This window comes from Methylobacterium sp. BE186 (genome assembly GCF_031457035.1).
Lineage (GTDB): Bacteria > Pseudomonadota > Alphaproteobacteria > Rhizobiales > Beijerinckiaceae > Methylobacterium > Methylobacterium segetis.
This window is the reverse complement of sequence record NZ_JAVDVV010000006.1, coordinates 75,033-99,186: the sequence shown is the minus strand read 5'-3', so window position 1 is coordinate 99,186 and position 24,154 is coordinate 75,033. Positions and strand designations below refer to the sequence as shown.

24 protein-coding genes are annotated in these 24,154 nt (G+C 71.0%); 4 read left to right on the top strand and 20 right to left on the bottom strand.

What is annotated here, in order from left to right:
* Nucleotides 1-68 precede the first annotated feature (68 nt).
* The 8 genes from J2X36_RS08870 to J2X36_RS08835 all read right to left on the bottom strand — a co-directional run bounded on the left by J2X36_RS08870 (nt 69) and on the right by J2X36_RS08835 (nt 10,936).
* Nucleotides 69-1,127 (bottom strand): putative zinc-binding peptidase, encoded by a 1,059-nt coding sequence (locus tag J2X36_RS08870; protein ID WP_310348516.1) that lies wholly within the window; start codon nt 1,125-1,127, stop codon nt 69-71.
* A 90-nt stretch (nt 1,128-1,217) separates the two neighbouring features.
* Complete coding sequence (locus tag J2X36_RS08865) at nt 1,218-1,448, bottom strand: hypothetical protein (RefSeq protein ID WP_132249658.1); 231 nt, start codon at nt 1,446-1,448, stop codon at nt 1,218-1,220.
* Nucleotides 1,449-1,656: 208 nt separating this feature from the next.
* Complete coding sequence (gyrA, locus tag J2X36_RS08860; protein WP_310348514.1) at nt 1,657-4,383, bottom strand: DNA gyrase subunit A; 2,727 nt, start codon at nt 4,381-4,383, stop codon at nt 1,657-1,659.
* 204 nt (nt 4,384-4,587) lie between these two features.
* Nucleotides 4,588-5,655 (bottom strand): GGDEF domain-containing protein, encoded by a 1,068-nt coding sequence (locus tag J2X36_RS08855; RefSeq protein WP_310348511.1) that lies wholly within the window; start codon nt 5,653-5,655, stop codon nt 4,588-4,590.
* A gap of 312 nt (nt 5,656-5,967) precedes the next feature.
* Nucleotides 5,968-8,193 (bottom strand): ATP-dependent RecD-like DNA helicase, encoded by a 2,226-nt coding sequence (locus J2X36_RS08850; protein WP_310348883.1) that lies wholly within the window; start codon nt 8,191-8,193, stop codon nt 5,968-5,970.
* A gap of 34 nt (nt 8,194-8,227) precedes the next feature.
* Nucleotides 8,228-8,905 (bottom strand): trna delta -isopentenylpyrophosphate transferase, encoded by a 678-nt coding sequence (locus J2X36_RS08845; RefSeq protein WP_132249664.1) that lies wholly within the window; start codon nt 8,903-8,905, stop codon nt 8,228-8,230.
* 226 nt (nt 8,906-9,131) lie between these two features.
* Nucleotides 9,132-9,695 (bottom strand): single-stranded DNA-binding protein, encoded by a 564-nt coding sequence (gene ssb / locus J2X36_RS08840; protein WP_310348508.1) that lies wholly within the window; start codon nt 9,693-9,695, stop codon nt 9,132-9,134.
* 224 nt (nt 9,696-9,919) lie between these two features.
* Complete coding sequence (locus tag J2X36_RS08835; protein ID WP_310348505.1) at nt 9,920-10,936, bottom strand: NADP-dependent oxidoreductase; 1,017 nt, start codon at nt 10,934-10,936, stop codon at nt 9,920-9,922.
* Nucleotides 10,937-11,137: 201 nt separating this feature from the next.
* On the opposite strand from J2X36_RS08835, the gene J2X36_RS08830 reads away from it, so the two are divergent.
* Nucleotides 11,138-11,554: a DUF4174 domain-containing protein gene (locus tag J2X36_RS08830; protein WP_310348503.1), complete on the top strand. Its 417-nt coding sequence runs from the start codon at nt 11,138-11,140 to the stop codon at nt 11,552-11,554.
* Nucleotides 11,555-11,603: 49 nt separating this feature from the next.
* Here the strand turns inward: J2X36_RS08830 and J2X36_RS08825 are convergent, their stop codons facing one another.
* Entirely contained in the window at nt 11,604-12,128 is a 525-nt protein-coding gene (locus J2X36_RS08825; protein ID WP_132249672.1) for a hypothetical protein, read from the bottom strand.
* Nucleotides 12,129-12,314: 186 nt separating this feature from the next.
* Here J2X36_RS08825 and J2X36_RS08820 point away from each other — a divergent pair, with 186 nt between their 5' ends.
* Nucleotides 12,315-13,067, top strand: a complete 753-nt coding sequence (locus J2X36_RS08820; RefSeq protein ID WP_310348501.1) for a phosphodiester glycosidase family protein — start codon at nt 12,315-12,317, stop codon at nt 13,065-13,067.
* 19 nt (nt 13,068-13,086) lie between these two features.
* On the opposite strand, the gene J2X36_RS08815 is transcribed toward J2X36_RS08820, so the two are convergent.
* From J2X36_RS08815 to J2X36_RS08800, 4 genes are all read right to left on the bottom strand, one after another.
* Nucleotides 13,087-13,332: a DUF6894 family protein gene (locus tag J2X36_RS08815; RefSeq protein WP_132249676.1), complete on the bottom strand. Its 246-nt coding sequence runs from the start codon at nt 13,330-13,332 to the stop codon at nt 13,087-13,089.
* A 148-nt stretch (nt 13,333-13,480) separates the two neighbouring features.
* Nucleotides 13,481-14,248: a Bax inhibitor-1/YccA family protein gene (locus J2X36_RS08810; RefSeq protein ID WP_132249678.1), complete on the bottom strand. Its 768-nt coding sequence runs from the start codon at nt 14,246-14,248 to the stop codon at nt 13,481-13,483.
* A gap of 261 nt (nt 14,249-14,509) precedes the next feature.
* Nucleotides 14,510-17,101, bottom strand: a complete 2,592-nt coding sequence (locus J2X36_RS08805; protein ID WP_310348497.1) for an FtsX-like permease family protein — start codon at nt 17,099-17,101, stop codon at nt 14,510-14,512.
* A 172-nt stretch (nt 17,102-17,273) separates the two neighbouring features.
* The gene (locus J2X36_RS08800) at nt 17,274-17,957 is read right to left on the bottom strand and encodes an ABC transporter ATP-binding protein (RefSeq protein WP_310348495.1); all 684 of its coding nucleotides are present in this window, start codon (nt 17,955-17,957) and stop codon (nt 17,274-17,276) included.
* A 115-nt stretch (nt 17,958-18,072) separates the two neighbouring features.
* On the opposite strand from J2X36_RS08800, the gene J2X36_RS08795 reads away from it, so the two are divergent.
* Nucleotides 18,073-18,753 carry an arylesterase gene (locus tag J2X36_RS08795; protein ID WP_132249684.1) on the top strand — a complete coding sequence of 227 codons (681 nt, stop codon included), beginning with the start codon at nt 18,073-18,075 and terminating at the stop codon, nt 18,751-18,753.
* 7 nt (nt 18,754-18,760) lie between these two features.
* A complete protein-coding gene (thpR, locus tag J2X36_RS08790) occupies nt 18,761-19,300 on the top strand; it encodes an RNA 2',3'-cyclic phosphodiesterase (RefSeq protein WP_310348491.1) in 540 nt (179 codons plus the stop codon).
* Between the two features lie 10 nt (nt 19,301-19,310).
* On the opposite strand, the gene coaA is transcribed toward thpR, so the two are convergent.
* From coaA to hisB, 7 genes are all read right to left on the bottom strand, one after another.
* On the bottom strand, nt 19,311-20,267 hold the full coding sequence (coaA, locus tag J2X36_RS08785; protein WP_132249736.1) for a type I pantothenate kinase: 957 nt from the start codon (nt 20,265-20,267) through the stop codon (nt 19,311-19,313).
* Nucleotides 20,268-20,329: 62 nt separating this feature from the next.
* Nucleotides 20,330-20,653 carry a phosphoribosyl-ATP diphosphatase gene (locus J2X36_RS08780; protein WP_132249688.1) on the bottom strand — a complete coding sequence of 108 codons (324 nt, stop codon included), beginning with the start codon at nt 20,651-20,653 and terminating at the stop codon, nt 20,330-20,332.
* 111 nt (nt 20,654-20,764) lie between these two features.
* Nucleotides 20,765-21,541, bottom strand: a complete 777-nt coding sequence (gene hisF, locus J2X36_RS08775) for an imidazole glycerol phosphate synthase subunit HisF (protein WP_310348486.1) — start codon at nt 21,539-21,541, stop codon at nt 20,765-20,767.
* A gap of 18 nt (nt 21,542-21,559) precedes the next feature.
* Complete coding sequence (gene hisA / locus J2X36_RS08770) at nt 21,560-22,303, bottom strand: 1-(5-phosphoribosyl)-5-[(5-phosphoribosylamino)methylideneamino]imidazole-4-carboxamide isomerase (RefSeq protein ID WP_132249692.1); 744 nt, start codon at nt 22,301-22,303, stop codon at nt 21,560-21,562.
* Nucleotides 22,304-22,339: 36 nt separating this feature from the next.
* Nucleotides 22,340-23,002, bottom strand: coding sequence for an imidazole glycerol phosphate synthase subunit HisH (hisH, locus tag J2X36_RS08765; RefSeq protein WP_310348483.1), 663 nt, complete (start codon nt 23,000-23,002; stop codon nt 22,340-22,342).
* A gap of 31 nt (nt 23,003-23,033) precedes the next feature.
* The gene (locus J2X36_RS08760; RefSeq protein ID WP_310348481.1) at nt 23,034-23,522 is read right to left on the bottom strand and encodes a DUF2628 domain-containing protein; all 489 of its coding nucleotides are present in this window, start codon (nt 23,520-23,522) and stop codon (nt 23,034-23,036) included.
* Between the two features lie 36 nt (nt 23,523-23,558).
* The gene (gene hisB, locus J2X36_RS08755) at nt 23,559-24,146 is read right to left on the bottom strand and encodes an imidazoleglycerol-phosphate dehydratase HisB (RefSeq protein ID WP_310348480.1); all 588 of its coding nucleotides are present in this window, start codon (nt 24,144-24,146) and stop codon (nt 23,559-23,561) included.
* Between the last annotated feature and the right edge of the window lie 8 nt (nt 24,147-24,154).

Below are 24,154 nucleotides of genomic sequence, written 5' to 3'. Positions count from 1 at the left end.
CGTAGAGCATTTTGTCCGCGAACGGAACCGTCGCGGGTCCTCCCGCCGCCCTCGTCTCGCCGCGACCCTCAGGCGCGCCCGTGCACGAGGTCGTGGATGAAGCCGAGCTTGCCCACCACGACGGGCGCGAGGACGAAGGGATAGAGGTCGCTGATGCCCATGGCGCGGTTGACCCCGTTGATCGCGAAGGCGAAGGGCAGCCACGCATCGACGATCTGCTGGATGCTCTCGGCCGCGTAGGGATCGAAGTCGATCTTGGCGGAGATCTCGCGCTGCGTGTCGACGGCCGGGTTCACTTCGAGGCCGAAGGCGCTGGCCATCTCCAACGTGTCGACGATGTGGAGGTAATGCGCCCAGGTCTCGGCGAAATCCTCCCAGGGGTGGGTGGTGGCATAGGCCGAGACGAAGCGCTCCTGCCAGTCGGGCGGCGTCCCCTGAGCGTAGTGGCGCTTCAGGGCCGCCTCGTAATCCTCGGAATCGTCGCCGAACACCGCGCGGCAGGCGTCGAGCTTCCCCCCGTCCCGCACGAGGATGTCCCAGTAATGGTGGCCGACCTCGTGGCGGAAATGGCCGATCAGGGTTCGATAGGGCTCGCCCATGGCGTGGCGACGCTTCTCGCGCTCGGCATCGTCCGCCTCGACGAGGGCGATCGTGATGACGCCGTTCTCGTGGCCCGTCATCACCTTCGGCCCCTCGGCCGGCGGGTCGGCGAGGAAGTGGAAGACAAGGCCGTGCTCCGGGTCCTCGGCACGGGTCTTCAGGGGCAGGTTCCAGCGCAGCAGCGTGTAGAACAGCCTGTGCTTGGCGAATTCCATCCGCTGCCACGCCTGCAGGTTGGCGGGAATGCTCACGTCGGGGATGGTGCCGTTGTGGCGGCAGGCGAGGCAGAAGGCGTCGTTCGAGCCCGGCCGCACCAGCCAGTTGCAGGCATCGTGCCCGGCATTGGTGCAGAACAGGCTCGGCCGGTCGGGGACCGCGAGGGGCGTCCAGGCCGTGCCGCCAGCGGGCTCGAGGGCGGAGAGGGTGCCGGTCTCAGGGAGATAGGCGAGCCTGTGCTTGCAGCGCTCGCAGGTCTTGTTCTCGAAGTACAGGATGTTGCCGCAGGACTGGCATCGGAACAGCTTCATGGACGGGCCTCGTTTCGCCGTGTCCCCGCCCCATGCAGGAGCCGTGCAGGAAAGGGCGCGAGGCGCCGCCGGTTCCGGGCGGCGCGCCGTTCAGGCGGCGCGGGCGCGCAGGGCGGGCCGGACCGGGCGCTGCTCCTGCGCCGAGCGGTAGGCGGCGAGAAACTCGGTCGGCGTGTGGCGCGCCCCGTCCGGGTTCGTGACCATGACGTCGGTGAGACCGCTGACAAGGAGCGCCAGGGCCTTCTCGAGAGCCTCCGTCATCGACGCGCGCTGGAACGTCACGGAGCGGGATCGATCGGTGGCGCTGACTTGGAAATACACGTGAGCCGATCCTGTGCGCTGCGTCTGGGACGAAGAGCGCGGTCATCTCCGCGCCCGTTCATAACGCAGTGCAATAACGGCAATTCGTAGAGAATCCTTTGACGAAACCGGGAAGCGGACTCCGGGGTCTGCCTCAATATTCGGCACGCCTCCCATTTGTGCCGCCGCCTCGCGGGCGCGGGAGCGGCGGCACGGATCTCGCCCCTCCTCAGCCGGTTGCCGCTTCGTCCTCGGCTTCGTCCTCGCCCTCGATGTGCTCCACCGAGACCACGCGCTCGTCCTTGGCCGTGTTGAACACGGTCACGCCCTGAGAGGCGCGGCCGACGATGCGGATGTCGTCCACCGGCACCCGGATCAGCTGCCCGGCATTCGTGACGAGCATGATCTGGTCGGAGGTCTCCACCGGGAAGGAGGCGACGAGGCTGCCGTTGCGGCTGTTGACCCGCATCGCCGTGATGCCCTTGCCGCCGCGCCCGGAGACCCGGTACTCGAAGGAGGAGCTGCGCTTGCCGAAGCCGCGCTCCGACAAGGTCAGCACGAACTGTTCGTGGGCGCTCATCTCGCTGTAGCGCTCCGGCGAGAGGGCGGAGGCCTCCGCCAAGCCCTCGTCCTCGCCCTCCTCGGCCTCGGCCCCGTCGCCGATGATGGCCCGGCGCATCTTGAGATAGCCGGCCCGCTCCTCCGGGGACGCCTCGAAGTGGTTGAGGATGGTCATCGAGATGACCCGATCGTCCTTGCCCAGGTTGATGCCGCGCACGCCCGTGGAATCGCGGCCCTTGAAGACGCGCACGTCCTCGACGGGGAAGCGGATGCACTGGCCGTCCGCGGTGGTGAGGAGCACGTTCTGGTCGGGCCGGCAGATCTCGACATGGACGATGTGGTCGCCCGCATCGAGCTTCATGGCGATCTTGCCGTTGCGGTTCACCTGCACGAAGTCGGAGAGCTTGTTGCGGCGCACGCTCCCGGAGGCGGTCGCGAACATCACGTCGAGCGCCTCCCAGGACGCCTCGTCCTCCGGCAGCGGCATGATCGTAGTGATGCGCTCGCCCTGCGCTTGCAATTGCAGGATGTTCACGAGCGCCTTGCCACGGGCGTTCGGGGCCGCCATCGGCAGGCGCCAGACCTTCTCCTTGTAGACCTGGCCCTGGTCGGAGAAGAACAGCACCGGCGTGTGGGTGTTGGCCACGAACAGCCGCGTCACGAAATCCTCGTCGCGGGTGCTCATCCCGGAGCGGCCCTTGCCGCCGCGCCGCTGGGCCCGGTAGGTCGAGAGCGGCACGCGCTTCACGTAGCCCGCATGGGACACGGTGACGACCATGTCCTCGCGCTGGATCAGGTCCTCGTCCTCGACGCTCGAATCGTAGTCGACGATCTCGGTCCTGCGGGGCGTGGCGAATTGCGCGCGCACCTCGGCGAGCTCGTGCTTCACGATGCCCTGGATGCGGGCGCGCGAGCGCAGGATGTCGAGGTAGTCCGCGATCTCGTCGGCGAGCGTCTTCAACTCGTCGCCGATCTCGTCGCGGCCGAGGGCGGTCAGGCGCTGCAGGCGCAGATCGAGGATCGCGCGGGCCTGCACCTCGGAGAGGCGGTAGGTGCCGTCATCGGCCACCCGGTGGCGCGGGTCGTCGACGAGGGCGATTAGCGGCGCGATGTCGTGGGCCGGCCAGTCGCGGGCCATCAAGGCCTCGCGGGCAGTGTTCGGGTCGGGCGAGGTGCGGATCAGGCGGATCACCTCGTCGATATTGGCGACCGCGATGGCGAGGCCGCACAGGACGTGGGCGCGCTCCCTGGCCTTGCCGAGCAGAAACTTGGTGCGCCGGGAGACGACCTCCTCGCGGAAATCCACGAAGGCCTGGAGCAGGTCCTTGAGATTGAGGAGTTCCGGCCGCCCGCCGTTCAGGGCCACCATGTTGGCGCCGAACGAGGTCTGCAGCGGCGTGTAGCGGTAGAGCTGGTTCAGCACGACGTCCGCCATCGCGTCGCGCTTCAGCTCGACCACGATGCGCATGCCGTCGCGGTCGGATTCGTCGCGCAGGTCCGAGATGCCCTCGACGCGCTTCTCCTTCACGAGCTCGGCGATCTTCTCGATCAGCGTCGCCTTGTTAACCTGGTAGGGGATCTCGGTGAAGATCAGCGCCTCGCGCTCCTTGCGCAGCTCCTCGACGTGGGACTTCGCCCGCATGATGATGGAGCCGCGCCCGGTGGCGTAGGCCTGCCGCGTGCCGGCCCGCCCGATGATCAGGCCGCCCGTCGGGAAGTCGGGGCCGGGCACGATCTCGTTGAGGCCCTCGACCGTGATGGCCGGATCGTCCAAGAGCGCGACGCAGGCATCGATCAACTCGCCGAGATTGTGGGGCGGGATGTTCGTCGCCATCCCGACCGCGATGCCGCCGGCACCGTTGACGAGGAGGTTCGGGAAGCGCGCCGGGAGAACGGACGGCTCCTCGCGCGACTCGTCGTAGTTGGGCCCGAAATCGACGGTGTTCTTGTCGATGTCGGTCAGGAGCGCGGTGGCGGGCTTGGCGAGGCGCGACTCGGTGTAGCGCATGGCCGCCGGCGGATCGCCGTCGACGGAGCCGAAATTGCCCTGCCCGTCGATGAGCATGAGGCGCATGGAGAAGTCCTGGGCCATGCGCACCAGGGCGTCGTAGATCGATTGGTCCCCGTGCGGATGGTAGAGACCGATCACGTCGCCGACGATGCGGGCGGACTTCACGTATTTCCGCTCGGGCAGGTGGCCGGATTCGAAGGCCGAGTAGAGGATGCGCCGGTGCACCGGCTTGAGGCCGTCGCGCGCGTCCGGCAGCGCCCGGCTCACGATCACGCTCATCGCGTAATCGAGGTAGGAGCGGCGCATCTCGTCGGTGATGGAGACGGGCTTGATGTCCGTGGCGGGCGGGGGCGCGCCGGCACCCTGATCGGTGTTATCTGCCAAGTTTCTGTTCCGTCTCGCGCGGGCCCGAGCCGGGGCCGCCTATCAGAGCCGCGAAGCGCCGCGGCGGCACTCTCCGAAGGAGCTGCCGGACGTTCGGGAATACGAATGATATCAGGTGGTTAATTAATCATCACGGGCCTCGCGCGCAAGTCGCGGCCGGCCCGGATTACACCGATTCAGCAAGGATTTGAGCCCGTTCCGGGTTCAGGCCGCCGAGAGGTCCGCGCGGTGCACGTCCGGGTCCCGCACGAGGCCGGCCGAGACGCGGTTGCGGCCCTGGCGCTTCGCCTCGTAGACCGCGCGGTCGGCGGCCCGCAGCAGGTCGGCCGGGCGGGCGGTCGCGCAGGGGATGGTGCTCGCCACGCCGACGCTGACCGTGACGTGGCCCGGCGCGCAGCGCCCCGGATGAGGAAGGGCCGTCCGCTCGATCGCGTCGCGGAGGCGCTCGCCGATCTCGAGAACGCGTTCGGGGCCGGTATCCGGCATGACCACGACGAATTCCTCGCCGCCGAGGCGCGCGGTCCGCCCGATCCCGAGCGGGATCTCGGAGCGGATCAGGCCGGCGACGGCCCCGAGGCAGCCATCCCCCGCCTCGTGCCCCGCGGCATCGTTGAACGCCTTGAAGTAATCGATGTCGACGAGGGCGGCCCCGATCCACGCGCACCGCTCTCCCGCCGCGGCCCAGGCGGGGCCGAGATACGCGTCGAGGCCGCGCCGATTCAGCAGGCCGGTCAGCGGGTCGGTGCCGGCCAGGGTCGCCAATTCCCGGGTCAGCCGGGTCAGGTCGCGGTTGAGGCAGGCCTGGAGCTGGCGATGCAGGAAGTGCGTCCGCTCCGTGCGGTCGAACAGGAGGATGCGAACCGCCAGGAAGCCCGGGCTGAACGCCGTCACGAAGGCGGCGTAGGGGAGCCGGCCTTCCTCGCCCGCCTCCGCCATCGCGATCACCGCCCCGTCATAGGCGGCGACCGCGAATCCGATCGAAAGCAGCGTGGCCAGGGGGCGCTGCCCGGTCAGGGCCCCGTAGACGAGGATTAGCCCGCCCTGAACCGTCAGGTAGCGCGTGGCTGTCTCGCCGCCCGCCGTGCTGGCGAGGAGTGTGATCACCGCCATGGCGACGCAGAAGGAGAGCGCTCCCGCGAGATCGAGCGCGGCGTGACTCCGCGCGCGGCAAGCGATGCCGATCGCGAGGAGCTGGATCGGGAACAGGATTCCGAGGCGAAGTCCCAGGGCGAGCGGCCAGGCGGGGTGCTCCGCGTAATCGATCGGAGCCACGGCAAGGCACATCGTCGCCAGGATCGCGATCTCGACGATGATGTGCCGCCGGCTCGCGGCGAGGCTCGACGCGCGGAAGGCGTGCTCGAGCTCCGGATCGAAGGCAAGCCGATGCTAGGGACGTCGCAGATGGTCCTCGATGCGTCGCGCGTCGATCTCTGGCACTACCGGTCGAGGGTCTCCGGCCATTGTCGGCTTCTCCTCCGATGGAGCAAGAATACGATGGCCGATCTAAACAATCACTGTCGATGTCGCGGTCGTTACCTAGAGTTTTGGTTGTTTTTTTGGAGAATTACTCAACCCTGAACTGTGTCAGCCGAGCCGGAGATCGCCCTCTCCCGCTTCCAGCCACCGCCTCAGCTTGGTGACGCGCGCCCGCGCCCGGGTGCCCCGCACCGCCATCGCGATGGCCTTGCGCTGGCCGATCAGCACCACGAGGCTGCGGCCGCGCGTGACACCCGTGTAGAGCAGGTTGCGGGCGAGCATGGTCCAGTGCTGCGTCGTCACCGGGATCACGACGGCGGGGTACTCGGAGCCCTGGCTCTTGTGGATCGTGGTGGCGAAGGCCGGCACCAGCGTGTCGAGCTCGGCGAAGGGATACTCCACGATCCGGCCCTCGAAATCGACGCTCAGCACCCCCTCCTCCGCGTCGATGCCGCAGACGCGCCCGAGATCGCCGTTGAAGACCTCGCGGTCGTAGTCGTTCTGGGTCTCCATCACCCGGTCGCCGGGGGCGAAGCGCCAGCCGAAGCGCTCGACCTCGGTCGGCGGGTCCGGGTTCAGGACGCGCTGCAGGGCGTGGTTCAGGTTGCGCGAGCCCAGCGAGCCGCGGATCATCGGCGTCAGCACCTGCACGTCGCGGGCCGGGTCGAGGCCGAAGCGCTTCGGGATGCGCTGCGTCACCACCTCCACGAGCCTCTCGACGCCCTCCTCCGGATCCTCGATCTCGACGCAGTAGAAGTCGCTCGCCTCGCCCCGGCGGGGCCATTCCGGCATCTCGCCCCGGTTGATGCGGTGGGCGTTGACGACGATCCGGCTCTCGGCCGCCTGCCGGAACACCTCGGTGAGGCGCGCGACCGGCACCCGCCCCGAGGCGATGATGTCGGCGAGCACCTGGCCGGGACCGACGGAGGGGAGCTGGTCGACATCGCCGACGAGGAGGAGGGCCGCGTCCTCCGGCACCGCCTTGAGGAGCGCGTTCATCAGCGGCACGTCGACCATCGAGGTCTCGTCGATGACGAGGAGGTCGCCGTCGAGCGGGTTCTCCGCGTTGCGGGTGAAGCCGCCGTTGCGCGGGTCGATCTCGAGGAGGCGGTGGATCGTCTTCGCCTCGAGCCCGGTCTGCTCGCTCATGCGCTTGGCGGCGCGGCCCGTCGGGGCGGCGAGCAGGACCCGCACGCCCTTGGCGGTGAGGATGCGCAGGATCGAGTCGAGGGTCGATGTCTTGCCGACCCCGGGGCCGCCCGTGACGATCGCGAGCTTCGAGGCGAGCACCAGCCGCACCGCCTCCCGCTGGGAGGGCGAGAGGGTCTTGCCGGTGCGACCCTCGACCCAGGGCAGCGCCTTCTCGAGGTCGATCCCGCCCCAGGGCGGCGTGCCGGCGGCGCGCACGAGCAGGCGCTCGGCGATGACCCGCTCGGCTCCGTGCAGACCCTTCAGGAACAGGCAGGGCTGCCCGTCGAGGTCGTCGGCGATCACCTCCTCGGCCGCCCGGACCGCGCCCGCCACCGCGAGGCGCACCGCCTCCGCCTCGACCTCCAGGAGCTTGACGGCGAGCGCGGTGAGCTGCTCGGCGGGCAGGCCGCAATGGCCCTCGTCCATCGCCGTCTGCAGGGCGAAGCTGATCCCGGCCGCGAGGCGCTGGGGCGCGTGCTTCTCCATCCCCAGCCGCATCGCGATCGCGTCCGCCGTGCGGAAGCCGATGCCGCGGATGTCGCGGGCGAGCCGGTACGGGTCCTCCGTCATCACGGCGATCGAATCATGCCCGTAGGTGCGGAAGATGCGCACGGCGCGCGCCGTGCCGACCCCGTGCGCGTGCAGGAAGATCATGATCTCGCGCACGGCCTTCTGCTCGGCCCAGCCGGCGACGATCCGCTCGGCGCGCTTCCGTCCGATACCGGGCACCTCCGTGAGGCGCCCCGGCTCGGCCTCGATGATCTCGAACGTGTCTGCGCCGAAGAGCGCGACGATGCGCTTGGCCATCGCAGGGCCGATGCCGCGCATCTGGCCGCTGGCGAGGTAGCGCTCAATGCCCTCGACGCCGGTCGGCGGCGTCGCGGTCAACGAGGTCGCCTTGAACTGGAGGCCATGCGCCCGGTCCGAGACCCAGTGCCCGGTCGCGGTGATCCACTCGCCCGCGCCGATCGCGGGCGCGTGCCCGACGAGGGGGACGAGGTCGCGCTTGCCCCGCACCCCGACCTTGAGGACGCAGAACCCCGTCTCGGCGTTGTGGAACGTCACCCGCTCGACCGTGCCGGCCAGGATCTCGGCGGGCGCGCCCGTGCCGCGGTCGCTGTTCAGGTCCTGAGGCCGCACCATGCGGTTCACGATACCACCTCGGGCGGCATCCGCCTCACGCGGCGCGGCCGCGACCCTTCCTGCCCGGCCAGCCGAGGGCCACGAGACGGGCCTTGGCGTAGTCGCGAACCTCGTCGCGGGTGCCCGCGGGGAAGCCGTTCAGGATCCGCTGCGTCTCGGCATCGAGCATCAGGTCGGTCACCGCATTGACGCTGTCCGCCTCGTCGATCCGCCGCTTCAGGTCGCCCTCGGCCTCCGTGACCTCGTCGAACGGGTCGGCCGCCTCGAAATCCTCGTCGACCGCGCGGATCGGCACGCCCTGGGACTGGCGGAACTCGTCCGCCTCCTCCTCGCTGTAGACGAGGCCGTGCAGCTCGATCAGCTTGAGGATGACCCGGTCCTTCCCCCGCTTCTCGGCCATCGCGTAGACGTAGGCCGCCTGCTTGCCGGAGACCCGGTAGTTCACGTTGACGAGCGCCTCGCCGAGCGACCACTCGACCCGCTCCGTCCCGGGCTTGGTGCCCGGCAGCCGGCCGGTGACGAGAATCACGGCCTCGTCCCGCTCGGCCCGGATGAGGGTGGGCGGATCGAAGACGATCCCGGCCTGCGCGGCGATGCGCTCCAGCGTCTTGTGGTAGATGACGGCCGTGCCCTGCACGCGCCAGACATTGCCCCCGAAGGGCTCGCCGTAGCGCACGAGGATGTCGGCGATCTGCTTGTCGGCGGTCCGCATGGCGGCTCCGTTCGTGATATGTTCTTTTTGCGATATGGGGCGCGGGGGCGGGGCCGCGCAAGGGATGGAGCCCTGATCCCCTCTCCCATCCGGGAGAGGTCGGTTTGTCGGAACGCGGATCAGGTGAGGGATGCGCCTCGTCCGGAGCGATCGCACCCCTCACCCCGGCCCTCTCCCGAACGGGAGAGGGGGCGCGGCGCGCCGGGCGATGCGGAACGATCCGATCCTAGAACGGGATGTCGTCGTCGAGGTCGTAATTGCCCCGGCCGCCGCCACCGCTGCCGCCGTTCCCGTTGCCGCCGGTCGAGGCCGGGCGCCGCTCGGAGCTGGACGAGCGGCCGCCGCCGTAATCGCCGCCCCGCGAGCCGCCGCCGAAATCGCCGCCGCGGCTGATCTGGCCGCCGCCCTCCTCGTCGGAGCCCATCTCGGCCCCGCCGCCGCGCCCGTCGAGGATCGTCAGCTCGCCGCGGAAGCGCTGCAGCACCACCTCGGTCGTGTACTTCTCGACGCCGGAATTGTCGGTCCACTTGCGCGTCTGGAGCTGGCCCTCGACGTAGACCTTTGAGCCCTTGCGCAGGTACTGCTCGGCGACGCGAGCGAGGTTCTCGTTGTAGATCACGACCGAGTGCCACTCGGTCTTCTCCTTGCGCTCGCCCGACGCCTTGTCCTTCCAGGATTCGGACGTCGCCAAGCGCAGGTTCACCACCGGGTCGCCGGAGGCGAGGCGCCTCGTCTCGGGGTCGCGCCCGAGATTGCCGACCAGAATGACCTTGTTCACGCTGCCCGCCATCGCTCTCTCCTTGCTGTCGATCTCACTGGGCCGTCGCGGACCGGCGCATGCCCATCCTCAGGTTCTGGGGCCGTGAGCCGCCGCCCGCAATGCGGGTGCGCTGCCGGTCCACGAAAAACACACCTGGGGAACGCGCGCCGCGATCCGCCGTTCGTTCTACCTTTGTTCCATGCCCGGCGCAAGGGCCGACCCACGTCCGTGCGCGCGACACGCCATCCCCGCGCTCACGCGACATGGACGATCAGCTTCCCGAAATTGTGCCCCTTGAGCAGGCCGATCAAGGCGTCCGGCGCCTGTTCCAGGCCTTCGACGATGTCCTCGCGGTAGCGCACGCGTCCCTCCCTCAGCCAGCCGCCGACGTCGCGGGCGAAGGTCCTCGCCTGATCGGCGAAATCCGAGACGATGAAGCCCTGCAGCCGCAGCCGCTTCGTCAGGATCGCCCGCATCAGGGCGGGGGAGCGATCGGGCCCGGGCGGAAGCTCCGTGGCGTTGTAGCCGGAGACGAGGCCGCAGACGGGCACCCGGGCGAAGCCGTTGAGGAGCGGCAGGACGGCGTCGAACACGGCGCCCCCGACATTCTCGAAATAGACGTCGATGCCGTCCGGGCAGGCCGCGGCGAGTTGGCCGGGCAGGTCCTCGCCGCGATGGTCGATCGCGGCGTCGAAGCCGAGGTCCTGACGCAGATACGCGCATTTCTCCGGCCCGCCGGCGATGCCGACCGCGCGGGCTCCCTTGAGCCGGGCGATCTGTCCCACGAGGGAGCCGACCGGGCCTGAGGCCGCGGCGACGACGACGGTCTCGCCGGGCTTCGGGTCGCCGATGGTGAGGAGGCCGGTATAGGCGGTCATCCCCGGCATGCCGAGGATGCCGAGCGCCGTCGTCGCGGGGGCGAGGTTCGGGTCGACCCGGCGCAGGCCCCGGCCCGAGGCGACGGCGTAATCCTGCCAGCCCGAGAAGGCGGCGACGAGCTCGCCGACGGCGAAGTCCGGGTTGTTCGAGGCAACGACCTCGGCCACCACCTCCCCCACCATCACGGCTCCGATCGCGACGGGCTCCGCGTAGGATTTCGCGGCGCTCATCCGCCCGCGCATGTAGGGATCGAGGGAGAGCCAGCGGGTGCGCAGCAGGATCTCGCCCTCGCGCGGGGTCGGCACGCGCCCCTCCTCCAACCGGAAATGCGCTGGCGTCGGCTCCCCGTGGGGACGGGAGGCGAGGACGATGCGGCGGTTCACGGCGGCCATGGCGGGCTCCGGTTCTGCGGGCGCTCGAAGATGGGTTCTGCGGGTGTTTCGCGGTTCCTCCTCCGGCGAGATGGGGCGGAGGCGCCGACCCCGCAATCGCCCGCATGATCACCGCCCGTATGATCATCGCCTGTTGATCGTCCCGGTGCGGTCGGAGCGAGGGTCTGGCGCGTTGAGCGGGAGACTTGTGGGAGACCGACGATGCGACACCCCCTCCGGATGGCGATGGCCGCCCTCGCGATGGCCGGCGGCGCCGGCGGCGCGAGGGCCGGCGAGGATCCGCTGGCGGCCCATCTCTGGACGCGGCGCGTCCTCGTCGTCTCGGGGCCGGGCCCCGATGATCCCGGCCTGCGCGCGCAGCGCCAAGCGCTCGCCTCAGCGCGGGCGGGTGCGGGCGAGCGCGATCTCGTCACGCTGGAGGCCGTGGGCAATTCGGTGGAGGCCGCCTCCCTGCGGCGTCGGCTGAACCTGCCGGCCGACGCCTTCCGTGCGGTCCTCGTCGGCAAGGATGGCGGGGCGAAGCTCCAATCGGCCGAACCGATCCCGCCGGAGCGCCTGTTCGCCACGATCGACGCGATGCCGATGCGGCGCGACGAGGCGCGGGAGAGGTGGCGCTGAGCGAGACGGGGCGAGATGGGGCGGCTCGAAGCCGCCCCGCCCCTGCCGCTCAGTAGCAGCGCTGCACGAAGACCCGCCGGTAGCCCCAGGGCGTCCAGCGCACCCGCGGGACCGTGTAGCAGCCGTAGCCGTAATCGTAGGCGCCATAGCCGCCGTAATAGCCGGCGGGCGCGTATCCGTAGCCGTATCCGTAACCCGGATAGCCGTAATAGCCGCCGTAGAGGCCGCCCGCGGCCAGGCCCAGGCCGACGCCGAGCCCCAGCCCGCCGAGGCCGTAGCCGTAGCCGCGGCGCCAGTAGCCTCCGCGATAGCCCCCGCCCCAGCCGCCGCGGTAGAAGCCCGCGCCGCGGTATCCGCCGAATCCGCCGCCGAGGCCAGCCCCTCCGAAGCGGGCGCCGCCGAAGCCGCCCCGGAAGCCGCCGCCCCCGAACCCTCCGCGGAAGCCGCCTCCGCCGAACCCGCCGCCGCCGCGGAAGCCGCCGCCCCCGAACCCGCCGGGCCGTGCGTCGGCCGTCAGCGGCACCAGTGCGAGCGCCCCGGCCAGGGCGACCGATGCCAATGCAACGCGCATCATCTCAGGATCTCCCAACACCCATGCCCCCGCTTGGCAGAAACGCCCGGATTGAGAAAACGGTCCCCGGCCGCGTTTCCGCGGTACGAGCGCCGTCGGTGCTCCGCCCCGCTTGAAAATGAACCCGTTTTCGGGCGAGGAAACGCCCCCCGGCCCGTCCGGACCGTCGGCTCACCTCGGGATCTCACGATGATGTTACGTCTCGCGCGGGCGACCCTGCTCGCGGGCCTGATCAGCGCCGCGACGGCCGTGCACGCCGAGCCCGCCCCCGAGGCCGGGCCCTGCCGCGCCGTCCAGGCCGAGGGCGAGGCCTATACGGTCTGCATCGTCGATCTGAAGCGGCAGCGGCTGCGCCTGTTCTGGCTGGGATCGGACGGCCTGCCCTACTCCTCCCTCTCGAACCTCGCCGAGAAGCAGGGCGGGCGCCTCAGCTTCGCGATGAATGCGGGCATGTACGACAAGGGGCAGGCGCCGGTCGGGCTCTATGTCGAGGAGGGGCGCGAGATGAAGGGCGTCTCGACCGCCAACGGCCCGGGCAATTTCCACCTGAAGCCGAACGGCATCTTCTACGTGAAGGGCGACAAGGCCGGCGTCGCCGAGACGGGGCGCTACCTGAAGGCGAAGATCAAGCCCGATTTCGCGACGCAATCCGGGCCGATGCTCGTGATCGAGGGGCAGGTTCACCCGAAGATCTCCGCGGACGGCCCCTCCCAGAAGATCCGCAACGGCGTCGGCGTGCGGGAGGACGGGCGCGTTGCCGTCTTCGCGATCTCGGAGCGCCCGGTCAGCTTCGGGTCCTTCGCGCGGCTGTTCCGGGACGATCTCGGCTGCCGCAACGCGCTCTTCCTCGACGGGAGCGTCTCGAGCCTCTACGCGCCCTCCCTCAACCGATCGGACCTGAGCCGGCCGCTCGGGCCGATGGTCGGCGCCCTGAGCCGCTGACGAGCCCGGCCCGCGGGCGTCAGGGGCGCTCGTGAAGCCACAGGCCGGCAAAGCCGAGCGTGGCCGTGTAGATCGCCCGTCCCTCCTCGTCGCGCGCCACGACCGTGAAGAAGCGACGGTCCCCGTCGGCGCGGATCTGCTCCCGCGCGATGTCGGGAAGCACCTGGATGGCGGCGTCGCGCACCTCGTCCAAGGTCGCGCATTCGGAACCCGTGTCGTCGCGATGCGGCCCGCCGTCCACGACGTCGAAGAAGTAGCGCGGCACGATCCGTCCTCCTGCGGCGGGCCGGTACTCTGCCATCAACTCGGGACGCCCGCACTAACGTGCAGCACGTCGCGGACGCGCGGCGGGCGCAAAGAAAAACCCCGGCGCTCGCGCGCCGGGGTCTCTCGCTCGTCCGGTTCCGGGTCGCTCAGCGACGGTCGCCCATCAGCGAGAGCAGGAACTGGAACATGTTGATGAAGTCGAGATACAGCGTCAGGGCGCCGTTCACCGACATCTTGGCCGCGCCCTCCGCGTCGAAGCCGCTGTAGAGGTACATCTCCTTCAGCTTCTGCGTGTCGTAGGCGGTCAGCCCCGCGAAGATCAGCACGCCGATCACCGAGATGGCGAACTGCAGGGCGCTGGAGGCCAGGAAGATGTTCACCAGCGAGGCGATGATCAGGCCGATCAGGCCCATGATCAGGAACGAGCCCATGCCCGACAGGCTGCGCTTCGTGGTGTAGCCGTAGAGGCTCAGGCCGCCGAAGGTCGCCGCCGTGATGAAGAACACCCGCACCACGCTGGCGCCCGTGAACACGAGCAGCAGCGTCGACATCGAGGCGCCCATCACCGCCGCGAAGGCGAAGAAGGTCAGGCGCGCCGAGGAGGCCGACATCCGGTCCATCCGCATCGAGAAGATGAAGATGAAGGCGAGCGGGGCGAGCATCAGCACCCACTTGAGCGGGCTCTGGTAGAGCATCTGGCCGAACGGCGTCAGCGCGAGCTGGCCGGCCGAGGTCTGCGCGGTGGCGGCCATGTTGAGGCCGAGCGCCACGAGGCCCGAGATGCCGAGGCCGATGACCATGTTGTTGTAGACGCCGAGCATGAAGGCACGCAGCCCCTGGTCGACCTCGACCTGGGTGCCGGCGTACCCGGGGGCCTGCGCGCCGTACCGGAAGGGAGAGTTGTCGAATGCCATGGGAGTTTCCTTTGGAAGCTCTCTCAGCGTGGGGTTGAGGACGAGGCTCACGCAAAACCTCTGGCGCCCCACGGGCGCCTCGGGTCTGAATATGTTGCGTCGCGCTCGCGCACACAAGAGGCCGGTCGAGCTTCGAGAGGCGGTTTTTCCGCCGCAAGGGGGCGGAATTTCTTTGTTAAATCAGGGATTAAAACTGCGTAACATTGGTTTGTCCCACCCCTGGATTGTACGGTCCAACCGGGGGCGATCTGCGCGCCGCGCTCAGAACTGGCGGAGGTAGGGGGCGGGCTTCTGCCCGAGGATCCGCCAGGTTCCCGCAAGCCCGATCACCACCGCGAAGGCGACGGCGAGCCCGGCCGCGAGCAGCGCCCCGGAGAGATCGAGCGCGAAGTCGAGGCGCATCACCTTCGCGACGATGACCCAGCCGGCCAGCGACCCGGCGATCAGCCCGAACAGGGCCGTGGCGAGGCCGAGGGCTCCGTATTCCAGGCTGTAGGCCGAGAGGAGGCGCCCGCGGCTCGCGCCCAGCACCTTGAGCACCACCGCGTCGTAGAGGCGCGCCCGGTGGCCGGCGGCCACGGCGCCGGCGAGCACGAACAGGCTCGCGGCCACCGCGATGCCGCTGGCGCCGCGGATCGCCAGGACGAGCTTGCCGACGAGGTCGTTGACCGCCTCCAGCGCGTCCTTCACCCGCACGCTGGTGACGGACGGGTAGGCCCGCGCCACGTCGCGCAGGATCGCGTTCTCGACCCGCGCGTCGGTGCCGCCGGGCAGGGTGAGGGTGGCGAGGTCCGAATGCGGCGCGCCGCGGAAGGTGCCGGGCGAGAACACCATCACGAAGTTGATCCCCAGCGAGCGCCACTCCACCTTCCGGAAATTGGCGATCCGCGCCGTGACGTTGCGCCCGAGCACGTTCACGGTGACGTTCGAGCCGAGCTTCAGCCCGAGCGCCCGGCCGAGCTCCGCATCGAAGGAGACGAGGCGCTCCCCGGCTTCGTTCGCCGCCCACCAGCGGCCCTCGACGATGGCCGAGCCGTCCGGCACGTCCTCGGCGTAGGTGATGCCCCGGTCCCCGTCGAGGACCCAGGCGGCGTCGTCGGGCGCGCGAATGCTCCCGGCGGGACGCCCGTCGAGGGAGACGATGCGCCCGCGCATCATCGGCACCCGCTCGATCTTGCCGCCCGGCGCGGCCTTGCCGAGGAAGGCGTGGAAGGCGTCCGCCTCCGCGGCCGGGATGTCGAGGAAGAACAGGTTCGGGGCGCGGGCGGGCAGCGTGCTCGTCAGCGTGCGGCGCACGTTGGCGTCGATCAGGCTCAGGGTGACGAGGAGCGTCACGCCGAGGCCAAGGGAGAGCACGATCGCCGAGGTCAGGGCGCCGGGCCGGTGGAGGTTGGCGAGCGCCATCCGGGGCGCCGCCCGCCTCGGCCGCGGCAGCCGCGCGGCGCCCGCCATCAGGCCGAGCGCCACGAGGCGCAGAAGCCCGAAGGCGAGGCCGGCCGCCGCGATGAAGATGAGGGCGACCCGCCGGTCGAAGGCGGTGACGAGGGCGAGCCCGACGAGGGCCGCGAGCGCCAGCGCGAGGATCGCCCGGTAGCGCCAGCGCACGCCGTTGCGGGCGGGGTCGACCGCGTCGCGGAACAGGCCGGAGACGGGGATGTCGTGCGCGCGGCCGAGCGGCGTGATCGCGAAGGCGAGCGCGGTGAGAAGCCCGTAGGCGGCCGCGAGCGCGAGCTCGGCCGGCGCCAGGGTGGGGTTCAGGGGCAGCGGCAGGTCGGCGCGGAACAGCGCGTCGAGCCCGAACGGCAGCGCGGCGCCGACGAGGAGCCCGATGGCGGTGCCGAGGCCCGCGATCAGCATGACCTGCGTCAGGTAGAGACCGACCACGCCCGAGCCCGGCATGCCGACGCTCTTGAGCGTCGCGATCGAGCCGCGCTTGCGCTCGACGAAGGCGTGGACGGCGTTCGCCACGCCGACCCCGCCGACGATGAGCGCGGTCAGCCCGACGAGGGTCAGGAACTGGGTGAACCGCTCGATGCTCTTGGCGAAGCGCGGGTCGGCGTTGACGCGGGAGCGCACCTCCCAGCCGGCGTCGGGGGCGGCCTTCGCCACCCGCTCCAGGGCGGCGACGAGGTCGGCATCGCCCGCACCCGGCACGTGCAGACGGTAGCTCCAGCGGTTGAGGCTGCCCGGCTGGACGAGGCCGGTCGCCCGCAACGCGGCCTCGGAGATGATCAGGCGCGGGCCGAAGCCGATGCCGTTGGCGATCTTGTCGGGCTCGGAGACGAGGCTGGCGCGGATCGCGAAGGGGCGTCCCGCGAGCGTGATCCGGTCGCCGACCTTCAGGTCGAGCCGCGTCAGCAGGGCCGGGTCGGCGACCGCGCCGTCGGCGCCGTCCTGCGAGGCCAGAAGGTCGGGAAGCGGCGCCTGGGGCTCGGTCGAGAGCTCGCCCGCGGCCGGATAGGCGGCATCCACCGCCTTCAGCTCGACGAGGGCGGCGCCCTTCTCGCCCGGCGCCACCGCCATGGCGCGCAGCGAGGCCACGACGCTGACCGGGCCTTCGGCCGCGAGCGCCGCGCGCTCGGGCACCGTCGCCTCGCGGTTGATCAGGTTGTAGCTGAGGTCGCCGCCGAGGATGCGCCGCCCCTCCCGCCCGAGCCCGTCGCTGAGCGAGCGCGAGATCGAGGCGACGCCGGCGATCGCCGCGACGCCGAGGGCGATGCAGGCGAGGAACACGGCAAAACCCCTCAGGCCGCCGCGCAATTCGCGCAGCGCCAGGCGCAGCGTCAGCGGTAGGCTGGCGGCGCGGGGGGAGGCGCGCCGCTCGGGCACCGCTCGCGGAAGGGTGCCGTGCATCAGGCAGCTCCGCGGTGCGTGAGGCGCAGGTCCCCTCTCCCGTTCGGGAGAGGGACAGGGTGAGGGGTGCGACCTCTCCGGAAGAACCTGGATCCCTCACCCGGTCCGCGTATCGCGGACTCGACCTCTCCCGAACGGGAGAGGTGCGGCGCAGTGGGTCTCATCTTGCCGGTCACGCCGCCACGGGCTCCTCGATGCGGCCCGAGCGCAGGCGCACGGTCCGGTCGCAGAGGCGGGCGAGCCCCGGATCGTGGGTGACGAGGACGAGCGTCGCGCCGCGGTCGCGCTTCAGGGCGAAGAGCAGGTCGATGATCTGGCGGCCCGTCGCCTCGTCGAGGTTTCCGGTCGGCTCGTCGGCCACCAGGATCGCCGGGTCCGGCGCCACCGCGCGGGCAATGGCGACACGCTGCTGCTCGCCCCCCGAGAGCTGGGCCGGGTAATGGTGCAGCCGGTGGCCGAGCCCGACCGCCTCCAATTCCCTGCGGGCTCGCGCATGGGCGTCGGCCTTGTCGGCGAGTTCGAGGGGCAGGGCCACGTTCTCCAGCGCCGTCATGGTCGGCACGAGGTGGAAGGCCTGGAACACGATGCCGATGCGCCGGCCCCGGAAGCGGGCGAGGGCGTCCTCGTCGAGCCGGCCGAGATCGGTCCCCTCGATCGCGACGGTGCCGGAATCCGGCCGTTCGAGCCCCGCCATCACCATGAGCAGAGTCGACTTGCCCGAGCCCGAGGGACCGACGAGGCCCACCGCTTCGCCGCCCGCGACGTCGAGCGAGATGCCGCGCAGCACGTGGACGCGGGCGGGGCCCCGGCCGAGGCTCAGATCCACCTGCGAGAGGGCGACGGCCTTGCCGGACATCAGCGGGAGTCCGATCTGTGCGCGGGAGCGGGCATGAAACGAAGGTCGGGGTTCGGAGCGGATGATTCGGTGCGCTTTGGCACGTCTTGCGGCGACGCGGCAACGCCGGGAGGATATGGGCCGCCCCCGGCCGGAACGCCAAGTCGGGCGGCGCGCGGCGACGCTGCTGGTGCTCTTTGCCGCACTCGGCGCGCTCCCGGCCGGGCTCTCCGCCGCGCCGGCCGAGCGCGCGCTCACCCTCGTCGCCTTCGGCGACAGCCTCACCGCGGGCTACCGCCTGCCGGCGGACGCCGCCTTTCCGGCCGCCCTGGAGCGGGCGCTGCGGGCCAAGGGCCACGCGGTCACGGTCGCCAATGCGGGGGTTTCGGGCGACACCACCACGGCCGGGCTCGACCGGCTCGACTGGTCGGTTCCTGACGGCACCGACGGCGTGATCCTCGAACTCGGCGGGAACGACATGCTGCGCGGCACCGATCCGGCTGTGACGCGCAAGGCCCTCGACGCGATCCTGGGCCGGTTGAGGGAGCGCAACATCCCGGTCCTGATCGCCGGGATGCGCGCCTCGGCCAATCTCGGGCCGGACTACGTCGCCCGCTTCGACGCGATCTTTCCCGACCTCGCCCGGAAATACGGGGCCACGCTCTACCCGTTCTTTCTTCAGGGGGTCGCCGGCGAGCGCGGCCTCAGCCTCGAGGACGGGATGCACCCGAACGCCAAGGGCGTCGAGGCCGTCGTCGCCGGAATCCTGCCCACCGTCGAGAGCTTCCTGGGTCAGCTGAAACCCTCCTCGCAGTGAGGCGCCCATGCCGCGGCTTTTCACGGGGCTCGAGATCCCGCCCGAGATCGGCGAGGCGCTGGCGCGCTTCCGCGGCGGCCTGCCCGGCGCGCGCTGGATCGAGCCCGTCGATTACCACATCACCCTGCGCTTCCTCGGCGACGTCGACGGCGCGGCCGCGGAGGATCTCTGCGAGGGGCTCGCGGAGGCGCGCCCGCGCGGGCCGATCCCGATCACGCTGGAAGGATTGTCGAGCTTCGGGGGCGACAAGCCGCGGGCCCTGTTCGCGGCCGTGGCCCCCGGGCTGGATCTTCTCGACCTGCAGGCCGAGCAGGAGCGCATCGCCCGCCGCGCCGGGGCCGAGCCGGAGCGGCGCAAGTTCACGCCGCACGTGACGCTGGCGCGGCTGCGCCGGGAGGCGAACCCGGAGGCGGTGGCGATGTATCTCTCCCAGGCCCCGATCTTCGAGCCCCTGCGCTTCACCGCGACACGGGTCGCGCTGTTCTCGGCGCGAGAATCGACCGGGGGCGGACCCTACGTGACGGAGGCGGTGTTCCCGTTCGCGTGAGCGGCGGGGCTCACAGCCGGCGCAGGGCCACGCTCTCGATGCGGTGGCTCGCGCCCTTGGCGAGGATCAGGCTCGCCCGCTGCCGGGTCGGCAGGATGTTCTCGCGCAGGTTCGGCAGGTTGATCGAGGTCCAGAGGTGGTCGGCGATGCGCAGCGCTTCCTCCTCCGGCACCTCGGCGTATTTCGCGAAGTAGGAGCGCGGGTCGCGGAAGGCCGTCTGGCGCAGCTTCATGAAGCGGGTCACGTACCAGCGGTGCAGGTCGTCCTCGTGCCCGTCGAGGTAGATCGAGAAGTCGAAGAAGTCCGAGACGAAGGGAATCGCGGTGCCGTCCCGCGGCAGGCGCGCCGGCTGGAGCACGTTCAGGCCCTCGACGATCAGGATGTCGGGGCTCTCCACCACCCGCTCCTCCCCGGGCACCCGGTCGTAGACGAGGTGCGAGTAGAGCGGGGCCGTCACCCGCTTGTGGCCGGCCTTCACATCGTGGAGGAACTGGAGGAGCGCCGCCGTGTCGTAGCTCTCCGGGAAGCCCTTCCGGTCCATTGCCCCGTGGCGGGCGAGCTCCGCGTTCGGCAGGAGGAACCCGTCCGTCGTGACGAGATCGACCTTCGGCGTGTTCGGCCAGCGGGCCAGCAGCGCGGCGAGGATGCGCGCCGTCGTCGACTTGCCCACCGCCACCGAGCCCGCCAGCCCGATGATGTAGGGCACCTTGGTCTCGCGCTCGGCGAGCAGGAAGCGCTGGGTCGCCTTGAACAGGCCCTGCGTGGCCGCGACGTAGAGCGAGAGCAGGCGCGACAGCGGCAGGTAGATCGCGACGACCTCCTCCACCGAGATCGGGTCGTTGATCGATTGCAGCCGCTCGATGTCCTCGGCCTTCAGGGTCAGCGGCGTGTCGGCGCGCAGCTGCGCCCATTCCTCCCGCTTGAACAGCCGGTAGGGCGAGAGGCTCTGCGGCCCCTCCCCCGTCACCGGGTCCTGACCGGGGCCGGGATCGGGCTCGGGGAGCGGATTCTGCGACCCGAAGACGGCGTTCACGTGTGGCGCCTCGCGGCCTTCTCGGCGAGGCCGCTCTGCGCCGTGCGCCTTGCGAGTTCCGCCATCACCTCGTCGAGCCCGACGCCGCCGGCCCGCAGCAGCACGACGAGGTGGTAGAGCACGTCGGCGGCTTCCGAGACGAGGCCCGCCCGGTCGCCCTGCACAGCGGCGATGGCCGCCTCGACCGCCTCCTCGCCGAGCTTCTTGGCGGGCTTGGCCGGGCCGCCGCTGAGGAGCTTCGCCGTGTAGGATTCGTCGACCGGCGCCGCGGCGCGGTCGGCCACGAGGGCGGCGAGGTCGTCGAGGGTGAAATCGCTCATGTCGCGGTCATGTCGCCAGGGCTGCGGGGCGCATCGTCGTCACCTGATGTTGCGCGAAACTGCGTCAACGCCGGACGCACGGCAAGCGCGGCCGCTGACACTCGGCGGCCTTTACACACCGAGGCGCATCGCGAGCCCGGCGGCGGCCATGTGGGCCTTGGCCTCCGCGACGCTCGCCTCGCCGAAATGGAAGATCGAGGCGGCGAGCACGGCGCTGGCGCCCCCGTCCCGCACCCCGGCCACGAGATCGTCGAGCCCGCCGACGCCGCCCGAGGCGATGACGGGCACGCTCACCGCGTCCGCGATCGCCCGCGTCAGGCCGAGATCGTAGCCCGAGCGCGTCCCGTCCTTGTCCATCGAGGTGACGAGGAGTTCGCCCGCGCCCCTGGCCGTGACGGTGCGGGCGAATTCGATCGCGTCGATGCCGGTGGGCGTGCGCCCGCCATGGGTGAAGATCTGCCAGGCGGCCGGCTCGCCCGGCGCGGAGGTGCGCTTGGCGTCGATCGCCACGACGATGCACTGGCTCCCGAACTTCTCCGCGGCGCGGGCCACGAAGTCGGGGTCCTTCACGGCCGCGGTGTTGATCGAGACCTTGTCGGCGCCGGCGAGCAGCAGGGTGCGGATGTCCTCGACCGTGCGCACGCCGCCCCCGACGGTGAGCGGCATGAAGCAGGCCTCGGCCGTGCGGCTCACCACGTCGAGGAGCGTGCCGCGGGCCTCGTGGCTCGCCGTGATGTCGAGGAAGCAGAGCTCGTCCGCGCCCGCCGCGTCGTAGGCCTTGGCGGATTCGACCGGGTCGCCGGCATCGCGCAGTTCGAGGAACTGCACGCCCTTCACGACGCGCCCGTCCTTCACGTCGAGGCAGGGGATGATGCGGGTCTTGAGCACGAGAGCCTCCCTACCGTCTCAGTGCGGCCCCCGCTCCGCCGCGCGGATCGCGGCGAGCGCCGCCGCCGGGTCGATGCGGCCGTCATAGAGGGCGCGGCCGGTGATGGCGCCGGCGAGCATCGCGCAATCCGGCTGGAGCAGGCGGTGCACGTCCTCGATCGAGGCGAGGCCGCCGGACGCGATGACGGGAATGCTGACGGCCTGCGCGAGCGCCAGGGTCATCTCGATGTTGAGCCCCTTCAGGATGCCGTCGCGGGCGATGTCGGTGTAGATGATCGCGGCGACGCCCGCGTCCTCGAAGCGGCGCCCGAGCTCCTCGGCCGTCATGCTGGAGGTCTGCGCCCAGCCCTCGACCGCGACGCGCCCGTCCTTGGCGTCGATGCCGACCGCGATCTTGCCCGGGTGGAGGCGGGCGGCCTCCCGCACGAAGGCCGGGTCGCGCACGGCCGCCGTCCCGATGATGACCCGGCTGACGCCCTTGGCGAGCCACGCCTCCAGGGTCTTCATGTCCCGGATGCCGCCGCCGAGCTGCACCGGCAGCCTCACCCGGGCGAGGATCGCGTCGACGGCCGCCGCATTCATCGGCGCGCCCGCGAAGGCGCCGTCGAGATCCACCACGTGCAGCCAGGAGAAGCCCTGCGCCTCGAAGGCCGCGCCCTGCGCCGCCGGGTCGTCGTTGAACACGACCGCCTGGGCCATGTCGCCCTGCACGAGGCGCACGCAGCGCCCTTCCTTGAGATCGATGGCGGGGAACAGGATCACGGTTCGGGGACTCGTCTCGGTGTGAGGGCCGCCGGCTCAGGGCCGCCAGCGCAGGAAGTTGGCGATGAGAGCGAGGCCCAGGCGCTGGCTCTTCTCGGGGTGGAACTGCGTGCCCGCGAGGTTGTCGCGCCCGACGATCGCCGTCACGGGACCGCCGTACTCGGTGTGGGCGACGACCTCCTCCGGCCGGTCCGCCTTGAGGGCGTAGCTGTGCACGAAATAGGCGTGCAGGCCGCCCTCGCCGGTCGCGATGCCGTCGAGGAGCGCGTGCGGCCTGTCCGGGTGGAGCGTGTTCCAGCCCATATGCGGCACCTTCAGCGCCGGGTCGGCGGGGCGGATCGGCCCGACATCGCCGGGGATCCAGTCGAGCCCGGCGGTGGTCTCGTATTCGAGCCCCCGGGTCGCCATCAGCTGCATGCCGACGCAGATGCCGAGGAAGGGCCGCCCGCGCCCGTGCACGGCCCCCGTCATCGCCTCGACCATGCCGGGCACCGCGTCGAGGCCGCGCCGGCAATCGGCGTAGGCGCCGACGCCCGGCAGCACGACGCGCTCGGCCGCCGCCACGACATCCGGCTCGCTCGTTAGCACGATGCGGGTGCGGTCGAGCCCGGCCTCGCGGGCGGCGCGCTCGAAAGCCTTCGCCGCCGAATGCAGGTTGCCCGAGCCGTAATCGATGATCGCGACGGTCTCCTCGCTCACGCTGGACACGTCCTCATGCTCGCGCGGCCGCTCACCGGCGGCCCTCTTGGAAGGGAAACATCCCGATGGCCCGCTCGGTCCCGCGGCTCGGCCCGGCCGGGAAGGCGGGGGCCACGGGCCGGGACGGCGCCGCGACGGGATCGAGCCAGCGCGCCATCAGGCGGCTCTCGGCCTCCGCGACCGAGCCCGCGACGACCGCGTCCCGCACCGGCCGGCCGCGGCGCGCGAGCGTCCAGCGGCGCAGGCTCGACGCCTCGAGGCCGATCAGGATCGAGACGAGGAGCGTGACGAGGGAACCCATGAAAGGCGACAGGCCGAGGACGCGACCCAGCACCGCCACCGCGACCAGCCCGGCGAGCACGCCGAGCCCCGCGAGCCAGAGGCGATGATAGAAGAACCACAGGGCGGAGAAGGCGAAGGCGCCCCAGGAGAACCCGTCCGGCACGATCTGCGCCCGGTCGAGCCCGAGCGACTCGCCAGCTCTCGCATCCCGCGGCAGGTGCAGCGTGTAGCTTCGCATGTCCCGTCCTCCTGCCCCGCGGGGCGGCGGCACGCCTCAGAGCGAGCCCTTGGTCGAGGGCACGCGGCCCTCCTCGCGCGCATCGACGGCGACGGCGCCGCGGAGCGCCCGCGCCAGCCCCTTGAAGCAGCTCTCGGCGATGTGGTGGGCGTTGTCGCCGTAGAGCGTCTCGACGTGCAGGGTAATCCCGGCATTCATGGCGAAGGCCTGGAACCACTCGCGCACCAGCTCGGTGTCGAACTGGCCGATCTTCTCGACGCGGAACTGCGTCCGGAAGACGAGGAACGGGCGGCCCGAGATGTCGAGCGCCACCCGGCTCAGGGTCTCGTCCATGGGAAGGTGGATGTCGGCGTAGCGCGCGATGCCGCGCTTGTCGCCGAGCGCCTTGGCGAAGGCTTGGCCGAGCGCGATGCCCGCATCCTCCGTGGTGTGGTGCTGGTCGACGTGGAGGTCGCCCTCGACCTTCACGGTCACGTCGAACAGGGCGTGCCGGGCGAACAGGTCCAGCATGTGGTCGAGGAAGCCGACGCCGGTGGCGATGTCGGCCTTGCCGGTCCCGTCGAGGTCGATCGAGACGGTGACGTCGGTCTCCGCCGTCCGGCGGCTGAGGCTGGCAGCGCGCATCGTGCCTT